This is a genomic window from Pseudomonas sp. R3-18-08, assembly GCF_003852065.1.
Taxonomy (GTDB): domain Bacteria; phylum Pseudomonadota; class Gammaproteobacteria; order Pseudomonadales; family Pseudomonadaceae; genus Aquipseudomonas.
The window spans coordinates 907,904-925,686 of the sequence record NZ_CP027729.1 but is presented as its reverse complement, the minus strand read 5'-3'; the positions used below and the strand labels follow the sequence as shown (position 1 = coordinate 925,686).

The following is a 17,783-nucleotide window of genomic DNA, read 5'->3' as shown; positions in this document are numbered from 1 at the left end:
CAAGACAGCGGCCGTCATAGGGACGCAAGCCGCCATGCAAGTGAAACACCTGCTGCTGATCGCCATCCTCGCCATGACTGCTGCTTGCTCGTCAACCAAGGAGGTCGTCGACGAAAACCTGAGCGAAGTCGAGCTGTACCAGCAAGCTCAGACAGACCTGGACAATAATAGCTACACCAGCGCCACAGCGAAGCTGAAGGCACTGGAGTCGCGCTATCCGTTCGGACGCTATGCCGACCAGGCCCAGCTCGAGCTGATCTACGCCAACTATAAAAACGCCGAGCCGGAAGCAGCCAAGTCCGCTGCCGAGCGTTTTATCCGCCTGCACCCGCAGCATCCGAACGTGGACTACGCCTACTACATGAAGGGCCTGACCTCGTTCGACCAGGACGTCGGCCTGCTGGCGCGCTTCCTGCCGCTGGACATGACCAAGCGTGACCCGGGCGCTGCCCGCGACTCCTACAACGAGTTCGCCCAGCTGACCAGCCGCTACCCGAACAGCCGCTACGCGCCGGACGCCAAGCAGCGCATGATCTACCTGCGCAACCTGCTGGCTTCCTACGAGATCCACGTGGCCCACTACTACCTGACCCGTCAGGCGTACGTGGCCGCCGCCAACCGTGGCCGCTACGTGGTGGAGAACTTCCAGGAAACCCCTTCGGTGGGTGACGGGCTGGCCGTGATGACCGAGGCTTACCAGCGCCTGCATCTGGACGAACTGGCAGGCACCAGCCTGGAAACCCTCAAGCTCAACTACCCGGACCACCCAAGCCTGAAAGACGGCCAGTTCGTGCCTCAGGTTGACGAAGCCGACAACCGTTCGTGGCTGAGCAAATACACCCTGGGCCTGATCGAGTCCCGTCCACCGCTGCCACCGGGTGAAACACGCGCCAACCAGGACGTGATCAAGCAGTACCAGGACGCCAAGGACGCGATTCCTTCGGATCTCAAGCCACACGACGAGAACGGCGACGTGATCGAAGAGGAAGAGCCGCAAGCCCTGGGCAACAACCAGGACCGCTCGTGGTTCAGCTACATGACCTTCGGTGTGTTCGACTGACCGTTCGACGCAACGCAAAAGGGAGCTCTCAGGAGCTCCCTTTTTCATGGGCGAGTATTTATTGCGCTGTGCGCCCATGGCGACCTTGGCTAAACTGGCGCATTCCTCATCGAGAAACTGCCCATCATGCTTCGTCTATTGTTCTGGATCGCCGTCATTGCCGCTGCGGTATGGCTCTGGCGCAAATTTAAAAGCCCAGCGGCCGGCCAATCCCGTACCGGCGAACCCAATGCCGCACTGATGGTGCGTTGCGCCCATTGCGGCGTGCATGTGCCGCAGGATCGTGCGCTGAGCTCGGGCCAGCAATGGTATTGCACCCAGGCACACCTGCAGCAAGGGCCGAAGTCTATCCAGCGTTGAGTCGACCGGCGGGCGCGTAAGGTGCCGGGTCGATGATCGGCGCATGCCCCAGCAATAAGTCAGCAAACAACTGGCAGGACGCCGGGGCAAGCACCAGGCCATTGCGGTAGTGCCCGCAATTGAGCCACAGGCCCTTGAAGCCGGGCACCTCGCCGATATAAGGGATGCCTTCCGGCGAGCCGGGCCGCAACCCCGCCCAATGCCCCACCACCTCGGCGTCCGCCAGGGCGGGAAGCAGTTCCACCGCAGAAGCCTTGAGACTTTCCAGCGCGGTTTCGGTCGGCGTTTTATCGAACCCCTCATGCTCCAGGGTGCTGCCAATCAGAATATGCCCATCCCGTCGCGGGATCGCATAGCGTCCTTTGGCCAGGACCATACTCGATAAAAAATCAGGCGCGCATTTGTAGAGGATCATCTGGCCCTTTACCGGCTCCACGGGCAGCGCCAAGCCCAGTTTTCCCAGCAACGCCCCGCTCCAGGCACCGGCCGCAAGCACCACCTGATCACCCGTGATGACGCCAGCAGACGTATTCACGCCCACCACAGTGCCGCCTTCCACGATAAATCCAGCGACCTCGCACTGCTCGTGAATCGTCACACCGGGCAGCGCCGACAACGCCGCCTTGAGTGATTTGACCAGGCGCGGATTGCGCACATTGGCCACGTCGGCCATGTAGATCGCCCGCGAATAACCGCCGCCCAGCACCGGGACCGCGTCATGGGCGGTCGACACGTCCACTTTACTCAAGGGCCGGCCTTCACGCGCAGCCCAGGCCAGAGCCTCGGCTTCGTCATCCAGGTCGAGCCAATACAGGCCCGTGGTGTGAACCTCAGGATCAACCCCGGTCGCGGCGAACAGCCGTTGCGCCAGCTGCGGGTAGAAATCCTGGGACCAGTGGGCCAAGGCAGTCACCGCCGGGCTATAACGCCACGGATATAACGGCGAAACAATTCCGCCGCCGGCCCAGGAAGACTCCTGCCCAAGCCCGGCGCGCTCCAGCAATATGACCGCCAGCCCCCGGTTCGCCAGGTTGTATGCCGTCAACAAGCCAATCACTCCGCCGCCGACAATCACTACTCGCTGTTGCTTAGCCATCATTTGATCCAGCCGATAAAAAGGGAAAAGCGCGCCCGGCGCCCATTCATCCAGGACTCTCATCACTACCCCCAGCATGCCTTGAGCGACATCTCTGGCGCCGCTCCCGGATTGCTCCGCATGCCGGTGCTGGTCAAGCTGAACCGGCCACAGGCGTCGTCCGCCATGGCAGAGCCCGTGGCAGGCGTGGCCAGCAAGGCAAAATCCTGAGGGTTCAAGACTGCGCTGATTCTATAGTGATCGTTGCCTGTACTGACGCCGCTTGCATCAATATAAGTGCCGTTGCGCGTGTAAAAACGCTCCAGGTACTGAGCTTGCTCGGCCAGCAGCGCGACGATCTGCACCCGGTGGACCTTTTTCACCTGGACGGTATATGCGGGGTAAGCGATCCCGCCCAGCAACGCAATGATCGCCACGGCGATCAATAATTCGATCAGGGTAAAGCCCTGGCTGTCCATGCCCATTCGATTGCTCCTTATTGAAGTTGCCGCCATAAGACTCGCCGAAACCGTTCGCCGTCGCCCTCCTCCACCCGCGCATACACAGCCTCCAGCACGGTGCGCGATTGGCCACCAAGGCCGACGGCCGTCACCCGGAAGAGCGCGGCTGGGGCATACGGCGGCAAATGTGCGTGGCCCGAACCCACGCCCAGGGATTGAACGCCATACACCCCGTCCTTGAACGCCACCCACGTCACCGCCGAGACCGGATTGTGTCCGGCGCCCTCCACCGATGAAGCTTCATCGGGCGGCGCGCAACTGATGATCGACTGGCAAACCGGCATCACCTGCCCGCCCGTGCGCACCGCCGACTCCCCCAGCCGCAGGCCACTTTCAGCCGTCTGGAACGATTGATTACGCTGCCAGAGGCTATTGGCCGCCTTCTGCTGAGCGATCGCGCCCTGCATCGACGACAAACCCACGAGTGACAACAACAGCAGAAATACCAGGCTGATCAGCAATACCATCCCCGCCTGCCGCACCTGGCTACACCGCATCATTTTCATCGCCCTACTCCAGCCGGTTGCGCAGTGCCGCCACAACGGCGTAGGCCTGGTCCTTCACCCGACCGGTGGGGTCTTGCAGGGTCATGAGGATGCGCACGCTGCGTATCAACGATGCGTCGGCCGGGTGGCTGTCGTAACGCACCACGCCGGTCGATTCAGGCCTGGCCGCCACACCAAAACTGATCTCGAAGGCCCGTACGTTATCCATTAATACGGCCTTGGCCGGAGCTGACGGAGTACTGATCTTCAACTGGCCCGTCTCATAGGTGTAGGTGAGCTCGCGTATGGCGAAACGAATCTGCCCGGGCGCAATCCCAGACGGCGTCCCGGTGAAGGCCTGAGCGGCCTCCTTGCAGTCGGACACCACCGTCCAGTCGGGCTTGCCTGCACCGTCGCTGGCATTGGCGGTCACCAGAGTCAGTGACTTTGCGCTTGCCGACACTTCCCAGCCAATCGGCCGATCAAAGGCCGCCGGGGCGTTGTCGATAAAAGCCGTGGCCAGACACCCCAGCATGCCCGCCTGGCGAATATCCTGGGTCATCTTGCTCAGGACGAACCGCGCATCGTCCTGCAGCACCATGGCGGCCTGCTGGCTGGCCTGGGTCAACCGCGAACCGATCAGCACCTGGCTCGCCCCGAGCACTACCACCAGCCCGACGGCCAGCGCCAGCAGCAACTCCACCAGCCCGAAACCTCGCGCAGGACGGATCATTGCAACCGCCCTTGCCCATTGGCGATCCGACTGGTCAGGGTGAAGGTTTGCCGCTCACCCAGCCTGCTCCTGACATCCTCCCAACTGATGCTGACAGTGACCTCATCGCCGCTGACCGCTATCGCACCCTCAGCGTCCTTGCCGGCAAAACCAGTGATATTGGACTTGAAGTCACGCAGGTCCAGGTCACGCACGCTGGTGGTCGAGGTGCTGCCAGCGCTAACTCGGGAGTAATCGGCAGCGGCGTTGGCGCGAATACGGTCGAGCATGTCGTAGGCAATAAAACTGGCTTGGCTGGTCATCCTTGCGCTGTCGGTGGACTTGAGCGCGTTGAGCTGGATCGCCGCAGCCCCCAGCAGTCCGATCGACAAAACCAGCACCGCGACGAGCACCTCGATCAGCGTCATGCCGGATTGGCGCCGATGAAAAGCGCGTAGAGAAAGTGTATTCCGGCAGAAAGGCATACCGTCGTCATCCATGTCGAAGGCCTCAGGGAAACAGGAAAAACCTGCTGTGTGCCCAAAGACTAGCGTCGGTTTTCCGCCGCTGCCGCTACCGGAACAAAGGGAAATACATTGGACGTAAAGGCCATCATTCAGCACCAGGGACCAAGCGCTATACCTATGCCTGCCACTTGAAGATCACCCGCATCCACGGAGGGAGCGCACATGACACAACGAGGTTTCACCCTGATCGAATTACTACTGGGATTGATCGTGACGGGTGTTCTGGCGCAGCTGGCCATACCCAACTTCAAGGGTTTGCTGGAATCGCAGCAGCGACAAAGCGTGGCCCAGGCACTGGCCGACGGGCTGCGTTACGCGCGCACCGAGGCGATTGCACGCAATCGTGCGGTGGTGATCCATGCGCGGGATGAAGACTGGAGCCAAGGATGGCGGGTGATACTGGATATCAGTGGGCGCGGCCACTTGGACGACGAGAATCCGGTGCTACTGGAGCGACAGGACAGCGGGCAAGTACCGGTTGCCGGCAATGGCCCGGTCAGCAGCCAGGTTCGTTTCAGCGGTTTGGGAGAACCGGTGTTTGCGGGCGGGGGATTTCGTGCCGGCACCGTGCATGTGTGCGACACACAACAGGCCCAGAGCCTGTATCAGGTCGTGCTCGCTCCCAGCGGGCGTATCAGCCTGCGCAGTGACAAGACCGAGCAGGCGCTATGCCGAGGTTAACCCAGCCGCCAGGGGTTCAGAGCAGCGAGCGAACCCGTAATTCCTTGGGCATTGAAAACGTAATGTTTTCTTCCCGGCCCGCCAACTCGTCGGCGCCGGTGGCACCCCAGGCGTGCAATTGCTGGATCACGCCGCGCACCAGAACTTCCGGGGCCGAGGCGCCTGCCGTAATGCCGATGCGCTCTACGCCGTCGAACCAGCTACGCTGCATGTCCTCGGCGCCGTCGATCAGGTACGCCGGCGTCGCCATGCGCTCAGCCAACTCGCGCAAACGGTTGGAGTTGGAGCTGTTAGGGCTGCCGACCACCAGCACCACATCACACTCATCGGCCAGCTGCTTGACTGCATCCTGGCGGTTTTGCGTGGCGTAGCAGATGTCGTCCTTGCGCGGGCCGCCGATGGCCGGGAATCGCGTGCGCAGGGCGTCGATAACGCGGCTGGTATCGTCCATGGACAAGGTGGTCTGGGTGACGAAGGCCAAGCGTTCAGGGTTTTGCACCTGCAAACTGGCAACGTCTTTTTCGTCTTCTACCAGGTAGATCGCGCCGCCATTACTGGCGTCATACTGGCCCATGGTGCCTTCGACCTCCGGATGGCCGGCGTGGCCGATCAGGATGCATTCGCGGCCATCACGGCTGTAGCGCGCCACCTCAATGTGCACCTTGGTCACCAGCGGGCACGTGGCGTCGAACACTTTCAGGCCACGGCCAGCCGCTTCGGTGCGTACGGCCTGGGACACGCCATGAGCACTGAAGATAACGATGACATCATCGGGCACCTGGTCGAGCTCTTCGACGAAGATGGCGCCGCGAGCACGCAGGTCTTCGACCACGAACTTGTTGTGGACAACTTCATGCCGCACATAAATCGGCGGGCCGAAGACTTCCAGGGCGCGGTTGACGATTTCGATCGCCCGGTCCACGCCGGCGCAGAAGCCACGGGGGTTGGCGAGTTTGATTTGCATGCTGTGCCTCGTGTCTTGCAGCCACTTAGGGTCAGATGTGTTGCTGACCGAAGGGACAATGGAGATCAAAGGTGGGAATGGGCTTGCTCCCGAATGGCAGTGTCAGTCAGCGAATTGTCAGACTGACCCACCGCTATCGGGAGCAAGCCCCCTCCCACATTTTAGACCAGCGCCTTGACGTTGATGATCTCGACGTCAAAGGTCAGTGTCTTGCCGGCCAACGGATGGTTGAAGTCGATGGTCACTTGCGCGTCATCGAAGGCTTTGACCACGCCGGGCAATTCCGTATTCGCCGCATCATTGAAGATCACCAGCAGGCCTTCCGACAGGTCCATGCCTTCGAACTGCGAACGAGGGATGATCTGCACGTTTTGCGGGTTGGGCTGGCCAAAGGCATTTTCCGGCGGGATCTGCAGGTTGCGCTTATCGCCAGCCTTGAATCCGAACAGCGCCGTTTCAAAACCCGGCAACAGGTTGCCATCGCCGACTTTGAAGGTCGCCGGGGCTTTATCGAAAGTGCTGTCGACCGTATCGCCATTCTCCAGGCGCAATGCAAAGTGCAAAGTGACTTCCGTGTTCTGGCCGATGCGTTGCTCAGCCAATACCTGATCAGTCATTGACGGTCTCTCCGGTTTTTTTGCTCTTGAACATATCCAGCGCCAGCATGATTGCACCAACGGTGATGGCGCTGTCGGCGAAGTTGAACGCCGGGAAATAATGGCGGTTCTGCCAGTGCACCAGGATGAAGTCGATCACATGGCCCAGGGCAATGCGGTCGTACAGGTTGCCCAGCGCGCCGCCCAGCACCAGGGCGAGGGCAATGGCCAACCAGGTGTCATCACGGCCCAGGCGCTTGAGCCAGACCACCAGCACCGCACTGACCACCACGGCGATCAGTGCGAACAGCCAGCGCTGCCAGCCGCCGCCATCGGCGAGGAAGCTGAAGGCCGCGCCGGTGTTGTAGGCCAGGGTCCAGCTGAAGTAATCCGGGATCACCACGATTTGCTGGAACATTTCCAGGGTGCCTTCGAAATGAGCCTTGCTGACCTGGTCGATGACCAGGACCAGCACGCTCAATACGAGCCAGCCAAGACGTCCGAAACGACTGGTTGCATCAGGCATAGTGGCGAACCTCGCCTTCACCGCTGATGTTATCCACGCAGCGACCGCAGATTTCCGGATGCTCCGGGTTCACGCCGACATCTTCACGGCAGTGCCAGCAACGCGCGCATTTAGGGAACGCCGACTTGACCACTTTGAGCTTCAGGCCCGGTACATCAGTCGCCACGGCGTCTGCCGGAGCCTGGGCGAATGGCGCCAGGCTGGCGGTGGAGGTGATCAACACAAAGCGCAGTTCATTGCTCAGCTTGGCCAGGTCGGCGCTCAGGCCATCCTCGGCAAACAGGGTGACTTCGGCTTGCAGGTTGCCACCCACGGCCTTGGCCGCGCGCTGCACTTCCAGTTCCTTGTTCACCGCAACCTTCACGGCCATCACGCCTTCCCAGTACGCGCGACCCAGTTCGAAGTCGGCCGGCAGTTCGGTCAGGCCTTCGTACCAGGTATTGAGCATGACGGACTCGTTACGCTCGCCCGGCAGGTACTCCCACAGTTCGTCGGCGGTGAACGCCAGGATCGGTGCGATCCAGCGCACCAGCGCTTCGCTGATGTGGTAGAGCGCGGTCTGCGCCGAGCGGCGCGCCTTGCTGTTGGCGCCGGTGGTGTACTGGCGGTCCTTGATGATGTCGAGGTAGAACCCACCCAGCTCCTGCACGCAGAAGTTGTGGATCTTCGAATAGACGTTCCAGAAACGGTACTCGCCGTAGTGTTCCTGCAACTCGCGCTGCAACAACAGGGTACGGTCCACGGCCCAACGGTCGAGGGCGAGCATGTCCTCGGCCGGCAGCAGGTCGGTGGCCGGGTTGAAGCCGGTCAGGTTCGACAGCAGGAAGCGCGCGGTATTACGGATGCGACGGTAGGCATCGGCGCTGCGGGCCAGGATCTGGTCCGACACGGCGATCTCGCCCGAGTAATCGGTCGACGCTACCCACAGGCGCATGATGTCGGCGCCCAGGGTGTCGTTGATCTTTTTCGGCTCGATCACGTTCTTCAGCGACTTGGACATCTTGCGACCGTTTTCGTCGACGGTGAAGCCGTGGGTCAGCAGTTCGCGGTATGGCGCATGGCCGTCGATGGCGCAGCCGGTCAGCAGCGAGGAGTGGAACCAGCCACGGTGCTGGTCGGAACCTTCCAGGTACAGGTCGGCACGCGGGCCGCTGTCGTGCCCCATCGGGTGCGAGCCGCGCAGTACGTGCCAGTGGGTGGTACCGGAGTCGAACCACACGTCGAGGGTGTCGCTGATCTTGTCGTACTGCGGCGCTTCATCGCCCAGCAGCTCGGCGGCGTCCAGCTTGAACCAGGCTTCGATGCCTTCCTGTTCAATGCGCTGGGCCACTTCTTCCATCAGTTCGACGGTGCGCGGGTGCAGTTCGCCGCTTTCCTTGTTCAGGAAGAACGGGATCGGCACGCCCCAGTTACGCTGGCGGGAGATGCACCAGTCAGGACGGTTGGCGATCATCGAGTGCAGGCGCGCCTGGCCCCAGGCCGGGACGAACTGAGTGTCTTCGATGGCTTTGAGCGAGCGTATGCGCAGGGTTTCGCCGCTGGCCGGCTCTTTGTCCATGCCGATAAACCACTGCGCGGTGGCGCGGTAGATCAACGGGGTCTTGTGGCGCCAGCAGTGCATGTAGCTGTGCTTGATGGTGTCGGCCTGCATCAGCGCGCCGACTTCACGCAGCTTGTCGATGATCGGCTGGTCGGCCTTGAAGACGAACTGCCCGCCGAAGAATTCCAGCGACGGCACATACACGCCGTTGCTCTGTACCGGGTTGATGATGTCGTCGTTGACCATGCCGTACTTCTTGCAGGTCACGAAGTCGTCCACGCCATAGGCAGGCGAGCAGTGAACGATGCCCGTGCCCGAACCCAGCTCGACGTAGTCAGCCATATATACCGGCGACAGGCGGTCATAGAACGGGTGACGGAAGTTGATCAGTTCCAGCGCGGAGCCGGTGGTGGTGGCGATCACCGAACCTTGCAGCTCGTAGCGCGCCAGGCACGACTCGACCATTTCTTCGGCCAGCACCAACAGGCGATCGCCAACATCGACCAGCGCGTAGGTGAACTCCGGGTGCACGTTCAGTGCCTGGTTGGCGGGGATGGTCCATGGCGTGGTGGTCCAGATCACGATGGCAGCGGGCTTGGCCAGCGATGCCAGGCCAAAGGCCTCGGCCAGCTTGGCGTCGTCGGCGATCGGGAAGGCCACGTCGATGGTCGAGGATTTCTTTTCCTCGTACTCGACTTCCGCCTCGGCCAGCGCAGAGCCGCAGTCGAAGCACCAGTTCACGGGCTTGAGGCCCTTGAACACGAAGCCGCCCTTGACGATTTCGGCCAAGGCGCGGATTTCACCGGCCTCGTTCTTGAAATTCATGGTTTTGTACGGATTGTCCCACTCGGCCAGCACACCCAGACGGATGAACTCGGACTTCTGCCCTTCGATCTGCTCGGTGGCGTAGGCACGGCACAGTTCGCGGGTTTTATCCGCGCCCAGGTTCTTGCCGTAGGTCACTTCGACTTTGTGTTCGATCGGCAGGCCGTGGCAGTCCCAACCCGGGACATAGGGTGCGTCGAAGCCCGACAGGGTTTTCGAACGCAGGATCATGTCCTTGAGAATTTTGTTCAGCGCATGACCGATGTGAATCGTGCCGTTGGCATAAGGAGGGCCGTCGTGCAGGACGAATTTCGGACGATCCTTGCCAATTTCGCGCAACTTTCCGTACAGGCCAATACTGTCCCAGCGCTGCAGGATCTGCGGTTCGCGCTGTGGCAGGCCGGCCTTCATTGGGAAGGCGGTGTCCGGAAGGTTTAGCGTGGCTTTATAGTCGGTCATTTAAGGCTCTTCGGTTAGCGATGGGCGCTAGGTGCGGCTAGTGCACGGGCGGCGGCGACATCCGCATTGATCGCCGTTTTCAACGCCTCAAGGGAGGCGAAACGCTGCTCTTCACGCAGCTTCTGGTGGAAAACCACCGTTAAACGCCGGTCGTATAAATCACCGGCAAAATCCAGAAGGTGAACTTCCAGGTGGGCTTTGCCATCACCTGCAACCGTGGGCCTGACGCCTATGTTGGCGACTCCCGGCCACGATTGGCCATCGATGTCGACACTCACCAGGTAAACCCCGGTGAGTGGCACACGACGGCGCTTGAGTTGCACGTTGGCAGTTGGCGTGCCCAGTTGGCGCGCCAGCTTCTGGCCGTGCAGCACCCGCCCCGCGATGCGGAACGGGCGACCGAGCAAACGCTCGGCCAAGGCGAAGTCGGCAGCGGCCAGGGCGTTACGCACCTGGGTACTGCTCACGCGCAGGCCGTCCAGTTCGACGGTTTGCGCGGCTTCGACGGTAAACCCCTGGTTGACGCCGGCGTGTTGCAGGAAATCGAAATCTCCGACGCGGTCGCAACCAAAACGGAAGTCGTCGCCGACTTCCAAATGCTGCACGCCCAGGCCATCGACGAGGATGCGGTCGACGAACTCGGCGGCGCTCAGGCTTTGCAAGCGCTGGTTGAAGGCCAGGCAGAGCACACGGTCGACGCCTTCTTCAGCCAGCAGTTGCAGCTTGTCGCGCAGGCGGGCCAGACGGGCCGGCGCGGTCTCGGGAGTGAAATATTCCCGCGGCTGCGGCTCGAAAATCACCACGCAGCTGGGCACGCCCAACTCGACCGCACGCTCGCGCAGCCTGGCCAGGATAGCCTGGTGGCCACGGTGAACACCGTCAAAGTTGCCAATAGTGGCGACGCAGCCCCGATGCTCGGGGCGCAGGTTGTGGAGACCTCGAACCAGCTGCATAACGCGCTTCTTGCTCATAAAGTGGTCGATTATAACCACACCCGGCCCCGGACGACAGGCAACAGCACAGGCCAAATGGATCGATTCGATAAAACAGCCGTTTTATCGCGGCTAACTCTCTACCCCAGGGACTTGCGATTGAAATCGCGCAGGCGGAAACCCTGCAGCAGCAACATCCCGAAGTACACCATCACGCCCGCCACCACCAGCACGCCAAGGCGCATGAAGCGCTCCAGCATATGGCCCTGGTCCCAGGCCGGCATGACATGCATCAGGCCCAGCAACACGGCGGACATCGCGGCGACCGCCACGAGCAGCTTGAGGGTGAATCCCCCCCAGCCTGGCTGCGGCTGGTACATCTGTTGTTTGCGCAGTTGATAAAACAGCAGGCCGGCATTGATGCACGCACCGGCGCTAATCGCCAACGCCAGGCCGGCATGGGCCAGCGGGCCGATAAATACCAGGTTGAGCAGTTGCGTGACGATCAGCGTGAAAATCGCGATCTTTACCGGCGTGCGGATGTTTTGCTGGGCATAGAAGCCCGGCGCCAGCACCTTGATCACGATAATACCGAGCAAGCCGACGGAGTAAGCCACCAGCGCGTGCTGGGTCATCAAGGCGTCATGGGCGTCGAACTGGCCGTATTGAAACAGCGAGACCGTCAAGGGCTCAGCCAGGATTCCCAAGGCCAAGGCGCATGGCAGCACCAGCAGGAAGCACAGACGCAGGCCCCAGTCGAGAATGCGCGAATACTCCTGGCGGTCCTTGCTTGCGTAGGTGCGCGCCAGGGTCGGCAGCAGAATTGTCCCCAAGGCCACCCCGAGTACGCCGGACGGCAATTCCATCAGGCGGTCGGCGTAGTACATCCACGACACCGAGCCGGACACCAGCAGCGAAGCGAACGCCGTATTGATGATCAGGGATATCTGACTGACCGACACCCCGAGGATCGCTGGCAACATATTGCGCATCACGCGCCAGACGCCGGTGTCCTTGAGGTTCAGGCGCGGCAGCACGAGCATGCCGATTTTTTTCAGATGCGGCAGTTGGTAGAGCAACTGCGCCAGGCCGCCGGCCAGGACTGCCCAGCCGAGGGCCATCACCGGTGGGTCGAAGTACGGCGTGAGGAACAGCGCGAAGATAATCATGCTGACGTTGAGCAGCGTCGGCACGAAGGCCGGCACCGAGAAACGGTTCCAGGTATTGAGGATCGCCCCGGCGAGGGATGACAGCGAGATCAGCACTATATAAGGAAAGGTCACGCGCAGCAGATCGGTGGTCAGCGCGAACTTTTCCGGGGTGTTGGCAAAGCCCGGCGCCGTGGCCCAGATCACCCAGGGCGCGGCGAGTATGCCAACCAGGGTCACCAGCATCAGCACCAGGGTCAGCAGGCCAGAGACGTAGGCGATGAACGTGCGGGTTGCCTCCTCCCCCTGCTGGGTCTTGTATTCGGCCAGGATCGGCACAAAGGCCTGGGAGAACGCGCCTTCGGCGAAGATTCTGCGCAGCAGGTTGGGCAATTTAAAGGCAATAAAGAAGGCATCCGTGGCCATACTGGCGCCAAAAATGCGCGCCAGCAGGGTGTCACGCACAAACCCCAAAACCCGGGAGATCATCGTGATAGAGCTGACGGCAGCCAACGATTTGAGCAGATTCATTGAAAGAGTTTGCGCCTATAGATAAAGAGCAGGCGAACAAAGCGCCTACTTATGCGATACTGCGCGCCTGCAACAGCACAGAGCCAAAGCTCGCGAGTTTACAGGTCAAGCGCCGGAAATAAATCACCCGCCTCTTCAGATCGACCACTCAGCAGTTCGCATCAGCCGCCCTTGACAACCCATCAAGTCATCGGCATGATTCGCGGCCTATTTTGTTTGCTATTTCCTAAAAAGTCTTTCGAGGAGCTCGACGGTGGCCAACACACCTTCCGCCAAAAAACGTGCAAAACAGGCTGAGAAGCGTCGCAGCCACAACGCCAGCCTGCGTTCCATGGTTCGTACCTACATCAAGAATGTAGTTAAAGCCATCGACACCAAAGACGCTGAAAAAGCTCAAGCTGCTTACGTTCTGGCCGTGCCAGTTATCGACCGTATGGCCGATAAAGGCATCATCCACAAGAACAAGGCCGCTCGTCATAAGAGCCGCCTGAATGGCCACATCAAGGCTCTGAGCGTTCCTGCTGCAGCCTAAGTGGTAACAACTGCTACGCAGCCCAGGTTGCGAAACAGTTAAGAAATGCCCCGTACCGAAAGGTGCGGGGCATTTTTGTTTTCTGGAGTGCATAAATCAAAATGTGGGAGGGGGCTTGCTCCCGATGGCTGAGTGTCTGCCACTGCATCTAGTGACTGATCCACCGCTATCGGGAGCAAGCCCCCTCCCACATTTGAATAGTGGTGCATTTTCAACCGCGCAAAAAAAACGCCCCGAACCAGTCGGGGCGTTTTTGCTACCGCTTGATCAAAACATCGATCAATGCTGATGACCGCCTTCACCGTGGACGTGACCGTGAGCCACTTCTTCCTGGGAAGCGTCGCGGATGGCAACGATCTTCACTTGGAAGTTCAGGCGCTGGCCAGCCAACGGGTGGTTGCCGTCAACGGTCACGTCGTCACCGTCCAGGTCGCGGATGGTCACGATCTGCATTTGGCCGTCCGGGGCGGAAGCGTGGAACTGCATGCCCACTTCCAGCTCATCAACACCTTCGAACATGCTGCGGCTCAAGGTGCTGACCAGTTCGGCGGAGTATTCGCCGTAGGCATCCTCAGGTTCTACGGCAACGGTCAGTTCATCACCAACTGCCTTGCCTTCCAGAGCCTTTTCCAGGCCTGGGATAATGTTACCCGCGCCTTGCAGGTAGACCAGCGGCGCGCCGCCGGCGGAGCTGTCGATGACCTCACCAGCGTCGTTGGTCAGGGTATAGTCGATGGAGACAGCCTTGTTAGCGGCGATCGTCATGGGGCGAGACCTTTTGCATAAGAATGAAGAACGGACAAGTCTAAACAAGGATTTGCCCGAAAGCGAACAGAACCCGGACAGACGGGGCCGACCAACGGTCGCGACGATCAGCGGATTCCACCAGGACGACGACCTGCACTGGGTCGTCGAGCTGTCCTGCGGCCACACCCAGCATCTGCGTCACCAGCCGCCATGGCAGTCACGCGCCTGGGTGCTCGACCCCGCGCAGCGCCTTGAAAAAATCGGCCAGCCCTTTGCGTGCGGCTGGTGTGCGCAACACCCCGAATAACGATAACCTTGGCGCCTGATTCGCGGTAGGCACTCACGCATAGAGTGCCACCCCAGCCATGCACCTCCAGAGAATTCGCATGCAGACTTTTTTTATCGCGCCCACCGATTTTGGTGTGGGTCTGACCTCCATCAGCCTTGGGCTGGTGCGCACCCTGGAACGGGCCGGCTTGAAAGTCGGTTTCTTCAAACCGATTGCCCAGCCACACCCTGGCGATACCGGCCCCGAGCGTTCTACCGAACTGGTGGCGCGCACCCACGGCCTGAAGCCGCCGCAGCCCCTGGGCCTGGCCCATGTTGAGCGCATGCTCGGCGACGGCCAGCTCGACGAGTTGCTCGAAGAAATCATCACGCTGTACCAGCAAGCCGCCGTGGGCAAGGACGTGCTGATCGTCGAAGGCATGGTGCCGACCCGCAGCGCCAGCTATGCGGCACGGGTCAACCTGCACCTGGCCAAAAGCCTGGATGCGGAAGTGATTCTGGTCTCGGCCCCGGAAAATGAAGTGCTCACCGAACTGTCCGGCCGCGTGGAACTGCAAGCGCAACTGTTCGGCGGCCCGAAAGACCCGAAAGTGCTGGGCGTGATCCTCAACAAGGTGCGCACCGACGAAAGCATGGAGGCCTTCTCGGCGCGTCTCAAAGAGCACTCGCCGTTATTGCGCAGCGGTGATTTCCGCCTGCTCGGCTGCATTCCCTACCAGCCCGAACTCAACGCGCCGCGTACCCGCGATGTGGCCGACCTGATGGGCGCGCAGATCCTCAATGCCGGCGACTATGAAACCCGGCGCATGACCAAGATCATTATCTGCGCGCGCACCATGCGCAACACCGTGGAGCTGCTCAAGCCCGGCGTGCTGGTGGTGACGCCGGGCGATCGCGACGACATCATCCTCGCCGTCAGCCTGGCCGCGATCAACGGCGTACCGCTGGCCGGCCTGTTGCTGACCAGCGACACCCTGCCCGACCCGCGCATCATGGATTTGTGCCGTGGCGCGTTCCAGGCCGGGTTGCCGGTACTGTCGGTGAGCACCGGCTCCTACGACACCGCCAACCAGCTCAACAGCCTCAACAAGGAAATCCCCATCGATGACCGCGAGCGCGCGGAGATCATCACCGACTTCGTCGCCAGCCACCTCGATGCGCGCTGGCTGCACCAGCGCTGCGGCACCCCACGGGAGATGCGCTTGTCACCGGCGGTCTTTCGCTACCAGTTGATCCAGCGCGCCCAGGCCGCCAACAAGCGCATCGTGCTGCCCGAAGGCAGCGAGCCGCTGACCGTGCAGGCCGCCGCGATCTGCCAGGCCCGCGGCATCGCCCGCTGTGTGCTGCTGGCCAAGCCGGCGGACGTGGAAGCGGTGGCGCGGGCCCAGGGTATCGAACTGCCGGAAGGCCTGGAGATACTTGACCCGGACCTGATCCGCCAGCGCTACGTCGAACCGATGGTTGCACTGCGCAAGAGCAAGAGCTTGAACGCGCCGATGGCCGAGCAGCAATTGGAAGACACCGTGGTGATCGCCACCATGATGCTCGCCCTCGACGAGGTGGACGGCCTGGTGTCCGGGGTGATCCACTCCACCGCCAACACTATCCGCCCGGCCCTGCAGCTGATTAAAACGGCGCCGGGCTGCACCTTGGTATCGTCGGTGTTCTTCATGCTGTTCCCCGAGCAGGTGCTGGTGTATGGCGACTGCGTGATGAACCCGCACCCAAGCGCTGCGGAGCTGGCGGAAATCGCTCTGCAGAGCGCCGATTCGGCCGCCGCGTTCGGCATCGTCCCGCGCGTGGCGATGATCAGCTATTCCAGCGGCGAGTCGGCCAGCGGTGAGGAAGTGGAAAAAGTCCGCGAAGCCACCCTGCTCGCCCACGAGCAACAGAGCTCGTTGCTGATCGACGGCCCGCTGCAATACGACGCCGCCGCCAATGAAAGCGTGGCCCGGCAACTGGCGCCCAACAGTCAGGTCGCCGGCAAGGCCACGGTGTTCGTGTTCCCGGACCTGAATACCGGCAACACCACCTACAAAGCCGTGCAACGCAGCGCCGATTGCGTAAGCCTGGGGCCGATGCTCCAGGGCCTGCGCAAACCGGTCAACGACCTGCCGCGCGGCGCCCAGGTGGACGACATCGTGTACACCATCGCCCTGACCGCGATCCAAGCCGCCAACCGACCTATGGATATCTAAATGCTGGATTTTCTACCTGCCGCCGTACGCGGAGTAATCGCTTCCCTGCTGTTGGCGCTGAACACGATCCTGTTGTGCTCGTTCCTGTTTATCGTGGCGCTGTTCAAGGCCCTGCCTTTCGCCAAGCGCTTGAGCGAAGGCTTGATGAACCACACGCACGAAGCCTGGGTCAGCAATAACAAGGGCTGGATGAACCTGGTACGGCGCACGCGCTGGCACTTGAGCGGCCTTGAAGGCCTGGACTATCAACACTCGTATCTGGTGACCAGCAACCACCAGAGCTGGGTCGACATCATGGTGCTGCAATACGTGCTCAATCGACGCATTCGCCCGCTGAAGTTCTTCCTCAAGCAGGAGCTGATCTGGGTGCCGGTGATTGGTTTGGCGTGGTGGGCGCTGGGCTTTCCGTTCATGAAGCGCTATAGCAAGGCGTACCTGGAAAAACACCCGGAAAAGAAAGGCAAGGACCTGGAAACCACCCGCAAGACCTGTGCGAAGTTTCGCGACAACCCGGTGGGGATTTTCAACTTTGCCGAGGGCACACGGTTTACACCGGGCAAGCATGCACAGCAGAACTCGCCGTTTCGCTACCTGCTCAAGCCCAAGGCGGGTGGTATCGCGTTTGTGCTGGATGCGATGGGAGAACAGCTCAAATCACTGGTCAACGTGACCATCCACTACCCTGCCGGACGCCCGGGGTATTGGGATTTGCTGTGCGGGAATGTGAAGGATGTGGTGGTGCACTTTGAAGAGGTGCAGATTCCGCCCGAGTTTATTGGCAAGAATTATGAGCAGGATGGGGAATATCGGTTGGCGTTCCAGGGCTGGATCAACCAGCTTTGGGAAGACAAGGATGCGCTTCTCGGCCAACTTCACACAGATTACCCAGACCAGCACTGATCAAAAATGTGGGAGGCCCCACTACCTCTTCGACGTAGCGCTGTCGCGCAGCAAACTGGGGGCGCCTACAAATATTCTTGGCGCTGAGGTGATCGTTCCCGCGCTCTGCGTGGGAATGCCTCCTGGGACGCTCCGCGTCCCGCCAAGCGCTGCAAGTTTCGGCGATTGCGCACAGG

General features: G+C 61.1%; 18 protein-coding genes and 1 pseudogene. 7 read left to right on the top strand and 12 right to left on the bottom strand.

Annotated elements, in window-relative coordinates:
- The first annotated feature begins 34 nt into the window (after nucleotides 1-34).
- On the top strand, nucleotides 35-1,060 hold the full coding sequence (locus C4J92_RS04130) for an outer membrane protein assembly factor BamD (protein WP_124369542.1): 1,026 nt from the start codon (nucleotides 35-37) through the stop codon (nucleotides 1,058-1,060).
- Between the two features lie 126 nt (nucleotides 1,061-1,186).
- Nucleotides 1,187-1,420: a PP0621 family protein gene (locus C4J92_RS04125; protein ID WP_124369541.1), complete on the top strand. Its 234-nt coding sequence runs from the start codon at nucleotides 1,187-1,189 to the stop codon at nucleotides 1,418-1,420.
- Here the strand turns inward: C4J92_RS04125 and thiO are convergent.
- The 5 genes from thiO to pilV form a co-directional block, all read right to left on the bottom strand.
- On the bottom strand, nucleotides 1,407-2,516 hold the full coding sequence (thiO, locus tag C4J92_RS04120; RefSeq protein WP_124403045.1) for a glycine oxidase ThiO: 1,110 nt from the start codon (nucleotides 2,514-2,516) through the stop codon (nucleotides 1,407-1,409). The genes C4J92_RS04125 and thiO overlap by 14 nt on opposite strands.
- Nucleotides 2,517-2,581: 65 nt before the next feature.
- Nucleotides 2,582-2,980: a type IV pilin protein gene (locus C4J92_RS04115; protein ID WP_124403044.1), complete on the bottom strand. Its 399-nt coding sequence runs from the start codon at nucleotides 2,978-2,980 to the stop codon at nucleotides 2,582-2,584.
- 11 nt (nucleotides 2,981-2,991) lie between these two features.
- Entirely contained in the window at nucleotides 2,992-3,522 is a 531-nt protein-coding gene (locus tag C4J92_RS04110) for a PilX N-terminal domain-containing pilus assembly protein (protein ID WP_256657454.1), read from the bottom strand.
- A gap of 4 nt (nucleotides 3,523-3,526) precedes the next feature.
- Entirely contained in the window at nucleotides 3,527-4,234 is a 708-nt protein-coding gene (locus tag C4J92_RS04105) for a prepilin-type N-terminal cleavage/methylation domain-containing protein (RefSeq protein WP_124403043.1), read from the bottom strand.
- Nucleotides 4,231-4,698 (bottom strand): type IV pilus modification protein PilV, encoded by a 468-nt coding sequence (pilV, locus tag C4J92_RS04100; RefSeq protein WP_124405762.1) that lies wholly within the window; start codon nucleotides 4,696-4,698, stop codon nucleotides 4,231-4,233. Before pilV ends, C4J92_RS04105 begins: the two co-directional genes overlap by 4 nt.
- Nucleotides 4,699-4,902: 204 nt before the next feature.
- On the opposite strand from pilV, the pseudogene C4J92_RS04095 reads away from it, so the two are divergent.
- Nucleotides 4,903-5,418: pseudogene (locus C4J92_RS04095) on the top strand (GspH/FimT family pseudopilin); the annotation flags it as partial.
- A 19-nt stretch (nucleotides 5,419-5,437) separates the two neighbouring features.
- Here C4J92_RS04095 and ispH read toward each other — a convergent pair.
- The 6 genes from ispH to murJ all read right to left on the bottom strand — a co-directional run bounded on the left by ispH (nucleotide 5,438) and on the right by murJ (nucleotide 12,942).
- Entirely contained in the window at nucleotides 5,438-6,385 is a 948-nt protein-coding gene (gene ispH, locus C4J92_RS04090) for a 4-hydroxy-3-methylbut-2-enyl diphosphate reductase (RefSeq protein ID WP_124361227.1), read from the bottom strand.
- Between the two features lie 161 nt (nucleotides 6,386-6,546).
- A complete protein-coding gene (locus tag C4J92_RS04085; protein WP_177412767.1) occupies nucleotides 6,547-6,987 on the bottom strand; it encodes a peptidylprolyl isomerase in 441 nt (146 codons plus the stop codon).
- A 7-nt stretch (nucleotides 6,988-6,994) separates the two neighbouring features.
- Complete coding sequence (gene lspA, locus C4J92_RS04080; RefSeq protein ID WP_124365775.1) at nucleotides 6,995-7,507, bottom strand: signal peptidase II; 513 nt, start codon at nucleotides 7,505-7,507, stop codon at nucleotides 6,995-6,997.
- The gene (gene ileS / locus C4J92_RS04075) at nucleotides 7,500-10,331 is read right to left on the bottom strand and encodes an isoleucine--tRNA ligase (protein WP_124403041.1); all 2,832 of its coding nucleotides are present in this window, start codon (nucleotides 10,329-10,331) and stop codon (nucleotides 7,500-7,502) included. Before ileS ends, lspA begins: the two co-directional genes overlap by 8 nt.
- Nucleotides 10,332-10,345: 14 nt before the next feature.
- Complete coding sequence (ribF, locus tag C4J92_RS04070) at nucleotides 10,346-11,284, bottom strand: bifunctional riboflavin kinase/FAD synthetase (RefSeq protein ID WP_010213269.1); 939 nt, start codon at nucleotides 11,282-11,284, stop codon at nucleotides 10,346-10,348.
- Between the two features lie 119 nt (nucleotides 11,285-11,403).
- Nucleotides 11,404-12,942 carry a murein biosynthesis integral membrane protein MurJ gene (gene murJ, locus C4J92_RS04065; protein WP_124403040.1) on the bottom strand — a complete coding sequence of 513 codons (1,539 nt, stop codon included), beginning with the start codon at nucleotides 12,940-12,942 and terminating at the stop codon, nucleotides 11,404-11,406.
- Nucleotides 12,943-13,195: 253 nt separating this feature from the next.
- On the opposite strand from murJ, the gene rpsT reads away from it, so the two are divergent.
- A complete protein-coding gene (gene rpsT, locus C4J92_RS04060; RefSeq protein ID WP_003188401.1) occupies nucleotides 13,196-13,474 on the top strand; it encodes a 30S ribosomal protein S20 in 279 nt (92 codons plus the stop codon).
- 279 nt (nucleotides 13,475-13,753) lie between these two features.
- Here the strand turns inward: rpsT and C4J92_RS04055 are convergent, their stop codons facing one another.
- Complete coding sequence (locus C4J92_RS04055) at nucleotides 13,754-14,239, bottom strand: peptidylprolyl isomerase (RefSeq protein WP_032886172.1); 486 nt, start codon at nucleotides 14,237-14,239, stop codon at nucleotides 13,754-13,756.
- Here C4J92_RS04055 and C4J92_RS04050 point away from each other — a divergent pair.
- The 3 genes from C4J92_RS04050 to C4J92_RS04040 all read left to right on the top strand — a co-directional run bounded on the left by C4J92_RS04050 (nucleotide 14,238) and on the right by C4J92_RS04040 (nucleotide 17,607).
- Nucleotides 14,238-14,528: a DUF3565 domain-containing protein gene (locus tag C4J92_RS04050; protein WP_164487559.1), complete on the top strand. Its 291-nt coding sequence runs from the start codon at nucleotides 14,238-14,240 to the stop codon at nucleotides 14,526-14,528. The two genes, C4J92_RS04055 and C4J92_RS04050, sit on opposite strands and share 2 nt — an antisense overlap.
- A gap of 79 nt (nucleotides 14,529-14,607) precedes the next feature.
- Nucleotides 14,608-16,707 carry a phosphate acetyltransferase gene (gene pta, locus C4J92_RS04045; RefSeq protein WP_124365770.1) on the top strand — a complete coding sequence of 700 codons (2,100 nt, stop codon included), beginning with the start codon at nucleotides 14,608-14,610 and terminating at the stop codon, nucleotides 16,705-16,707.
- Complete coding sequence (locus C4J92_RS04040; RefSeq protein WP_124403039.1) at nucleotides 16,708-17,607, top strand: acyltransferase; 900 nt, start codon at nucleotides 16,708-16,710, stop codon at nucleotides 17,605-17,607. It abuts the gene before it with no gap.
- Nucleotides 17,608-17,783 lie beyond the last annotated feature (176 nt).

Excerpts from the sequence above, each read along its gene's own strand:
- C4J92_RS04130 (WP_124369542.1), top strand. The coding sequence starts at position 35 with ATGCAAGTGAAACACCTGCTGCTGATCGCCATCCTCGCCATGACTGCT.
- C4J92_RS04125 (WP_124369541.1), top strand. The coding sequence starts at position 1,187 with ATGCTTCGTCTATTGTTCTGGATCGCCGTCATTGCCGCTGCGGTATGG.
- thiO (WP_124403045.1), bottom strand. The coding sequence starts at position 2,516 with ATGGCTAAGCAACAGCGAGTAGTGATTGTCGGCGGCGGAGTGATTGGC.
- C4J92_RS04115 (WP_124403044.1), bottom strand. The coding sequence starts at position 2,980 with ATGGGCATGGACAGCCAGGGCTTTACCCTGATCGAATTATTGATCGCC.
- C4J92_RS04110 (WP_256657454.1), bottom strand. The coding sequence starts at position 3,522 with ATGAAAATGATGCGGTGTAGCCAGGTGCGGCAGGCGGGGATGGTATTG.
- C4J92_RS04105 (WP_124403043.1), bottom strand. The coding sequence starts at position 4,234 with ATGATCCGTCCTGCGCGAGGTTTCGGGCTGGTGGAGTTGCTGCTGGCG.
- pilV (WP_124405762.1), bottom strand. The coding sequence starts at position 4,698 with ATGCCTTTCTGCCGGAATACACTTTCTCTACGCGCTTTTCATCGGCGC.
- ispH (WP_124361227.1), bottom strand. The coding sequence starts at position 6,385 with ATGCAAATCAAACTCGCCAACCCCCGTGGCTTCTGCGCCGGCGTGGAC.
- lspA (WP_124365775.1), bottom strand. The coding sequence starts at position 7,507 with ATGCCTGATGCAACCAGTCGTTTCGGACGTCTTGGCTGGCTCGTATTG.
- ileS (WP_124403041.1), bottom strand. The coding sequence starts at position 10,331 with ATGACCGACTATAAAGCCACGCTAAACCTTCCGGACACCGCCTTCCCA.
- ribF (WP_010213269.1), bottom strand. The coding sequence starts at position 11,284 with ATGCAGCTGGTTCGAGGTCTCCACAACCTGCGCCCCGAGCATCGGGGC.
- murJ (WP_124403040.1), bottom strand. The coding sequence starts at position 12,942 with ATGAATCTGCTCAAATCGTTGGCTGCCGTCAGCTCTATCACGATGATC.
- C4J92_RS04050 (WP_164487559.1), top strand. The coding sequence starts at position 14,238 with ATGGGGCGAGACCTTTTGCATAAGAATGAAGAACGGACAAGTCTAAAC.
- C4J92_RS04055 (WP_032886172.1), bottom strand. The coding sequence starts at position 14,239 with ATGACGATCGCCGCTAACAAGGCTGTCTCCATCGACTATACCCTGACC.
- pta (WP_124365770.1), top strand. The coding sequence starts at position 14,608 with ATGCAGACTTTTTTTATCGCGCCCACCGATTTTGGTGTGGGTCTGACC.
- C4J92_RS04040 (WP_124403039.1), top strand. The coding sequence starts at position 16,708 with ATGCTGGATTTTCTACCTGCCGCCGTACGCGGAGTAATCGCTTCCCTG.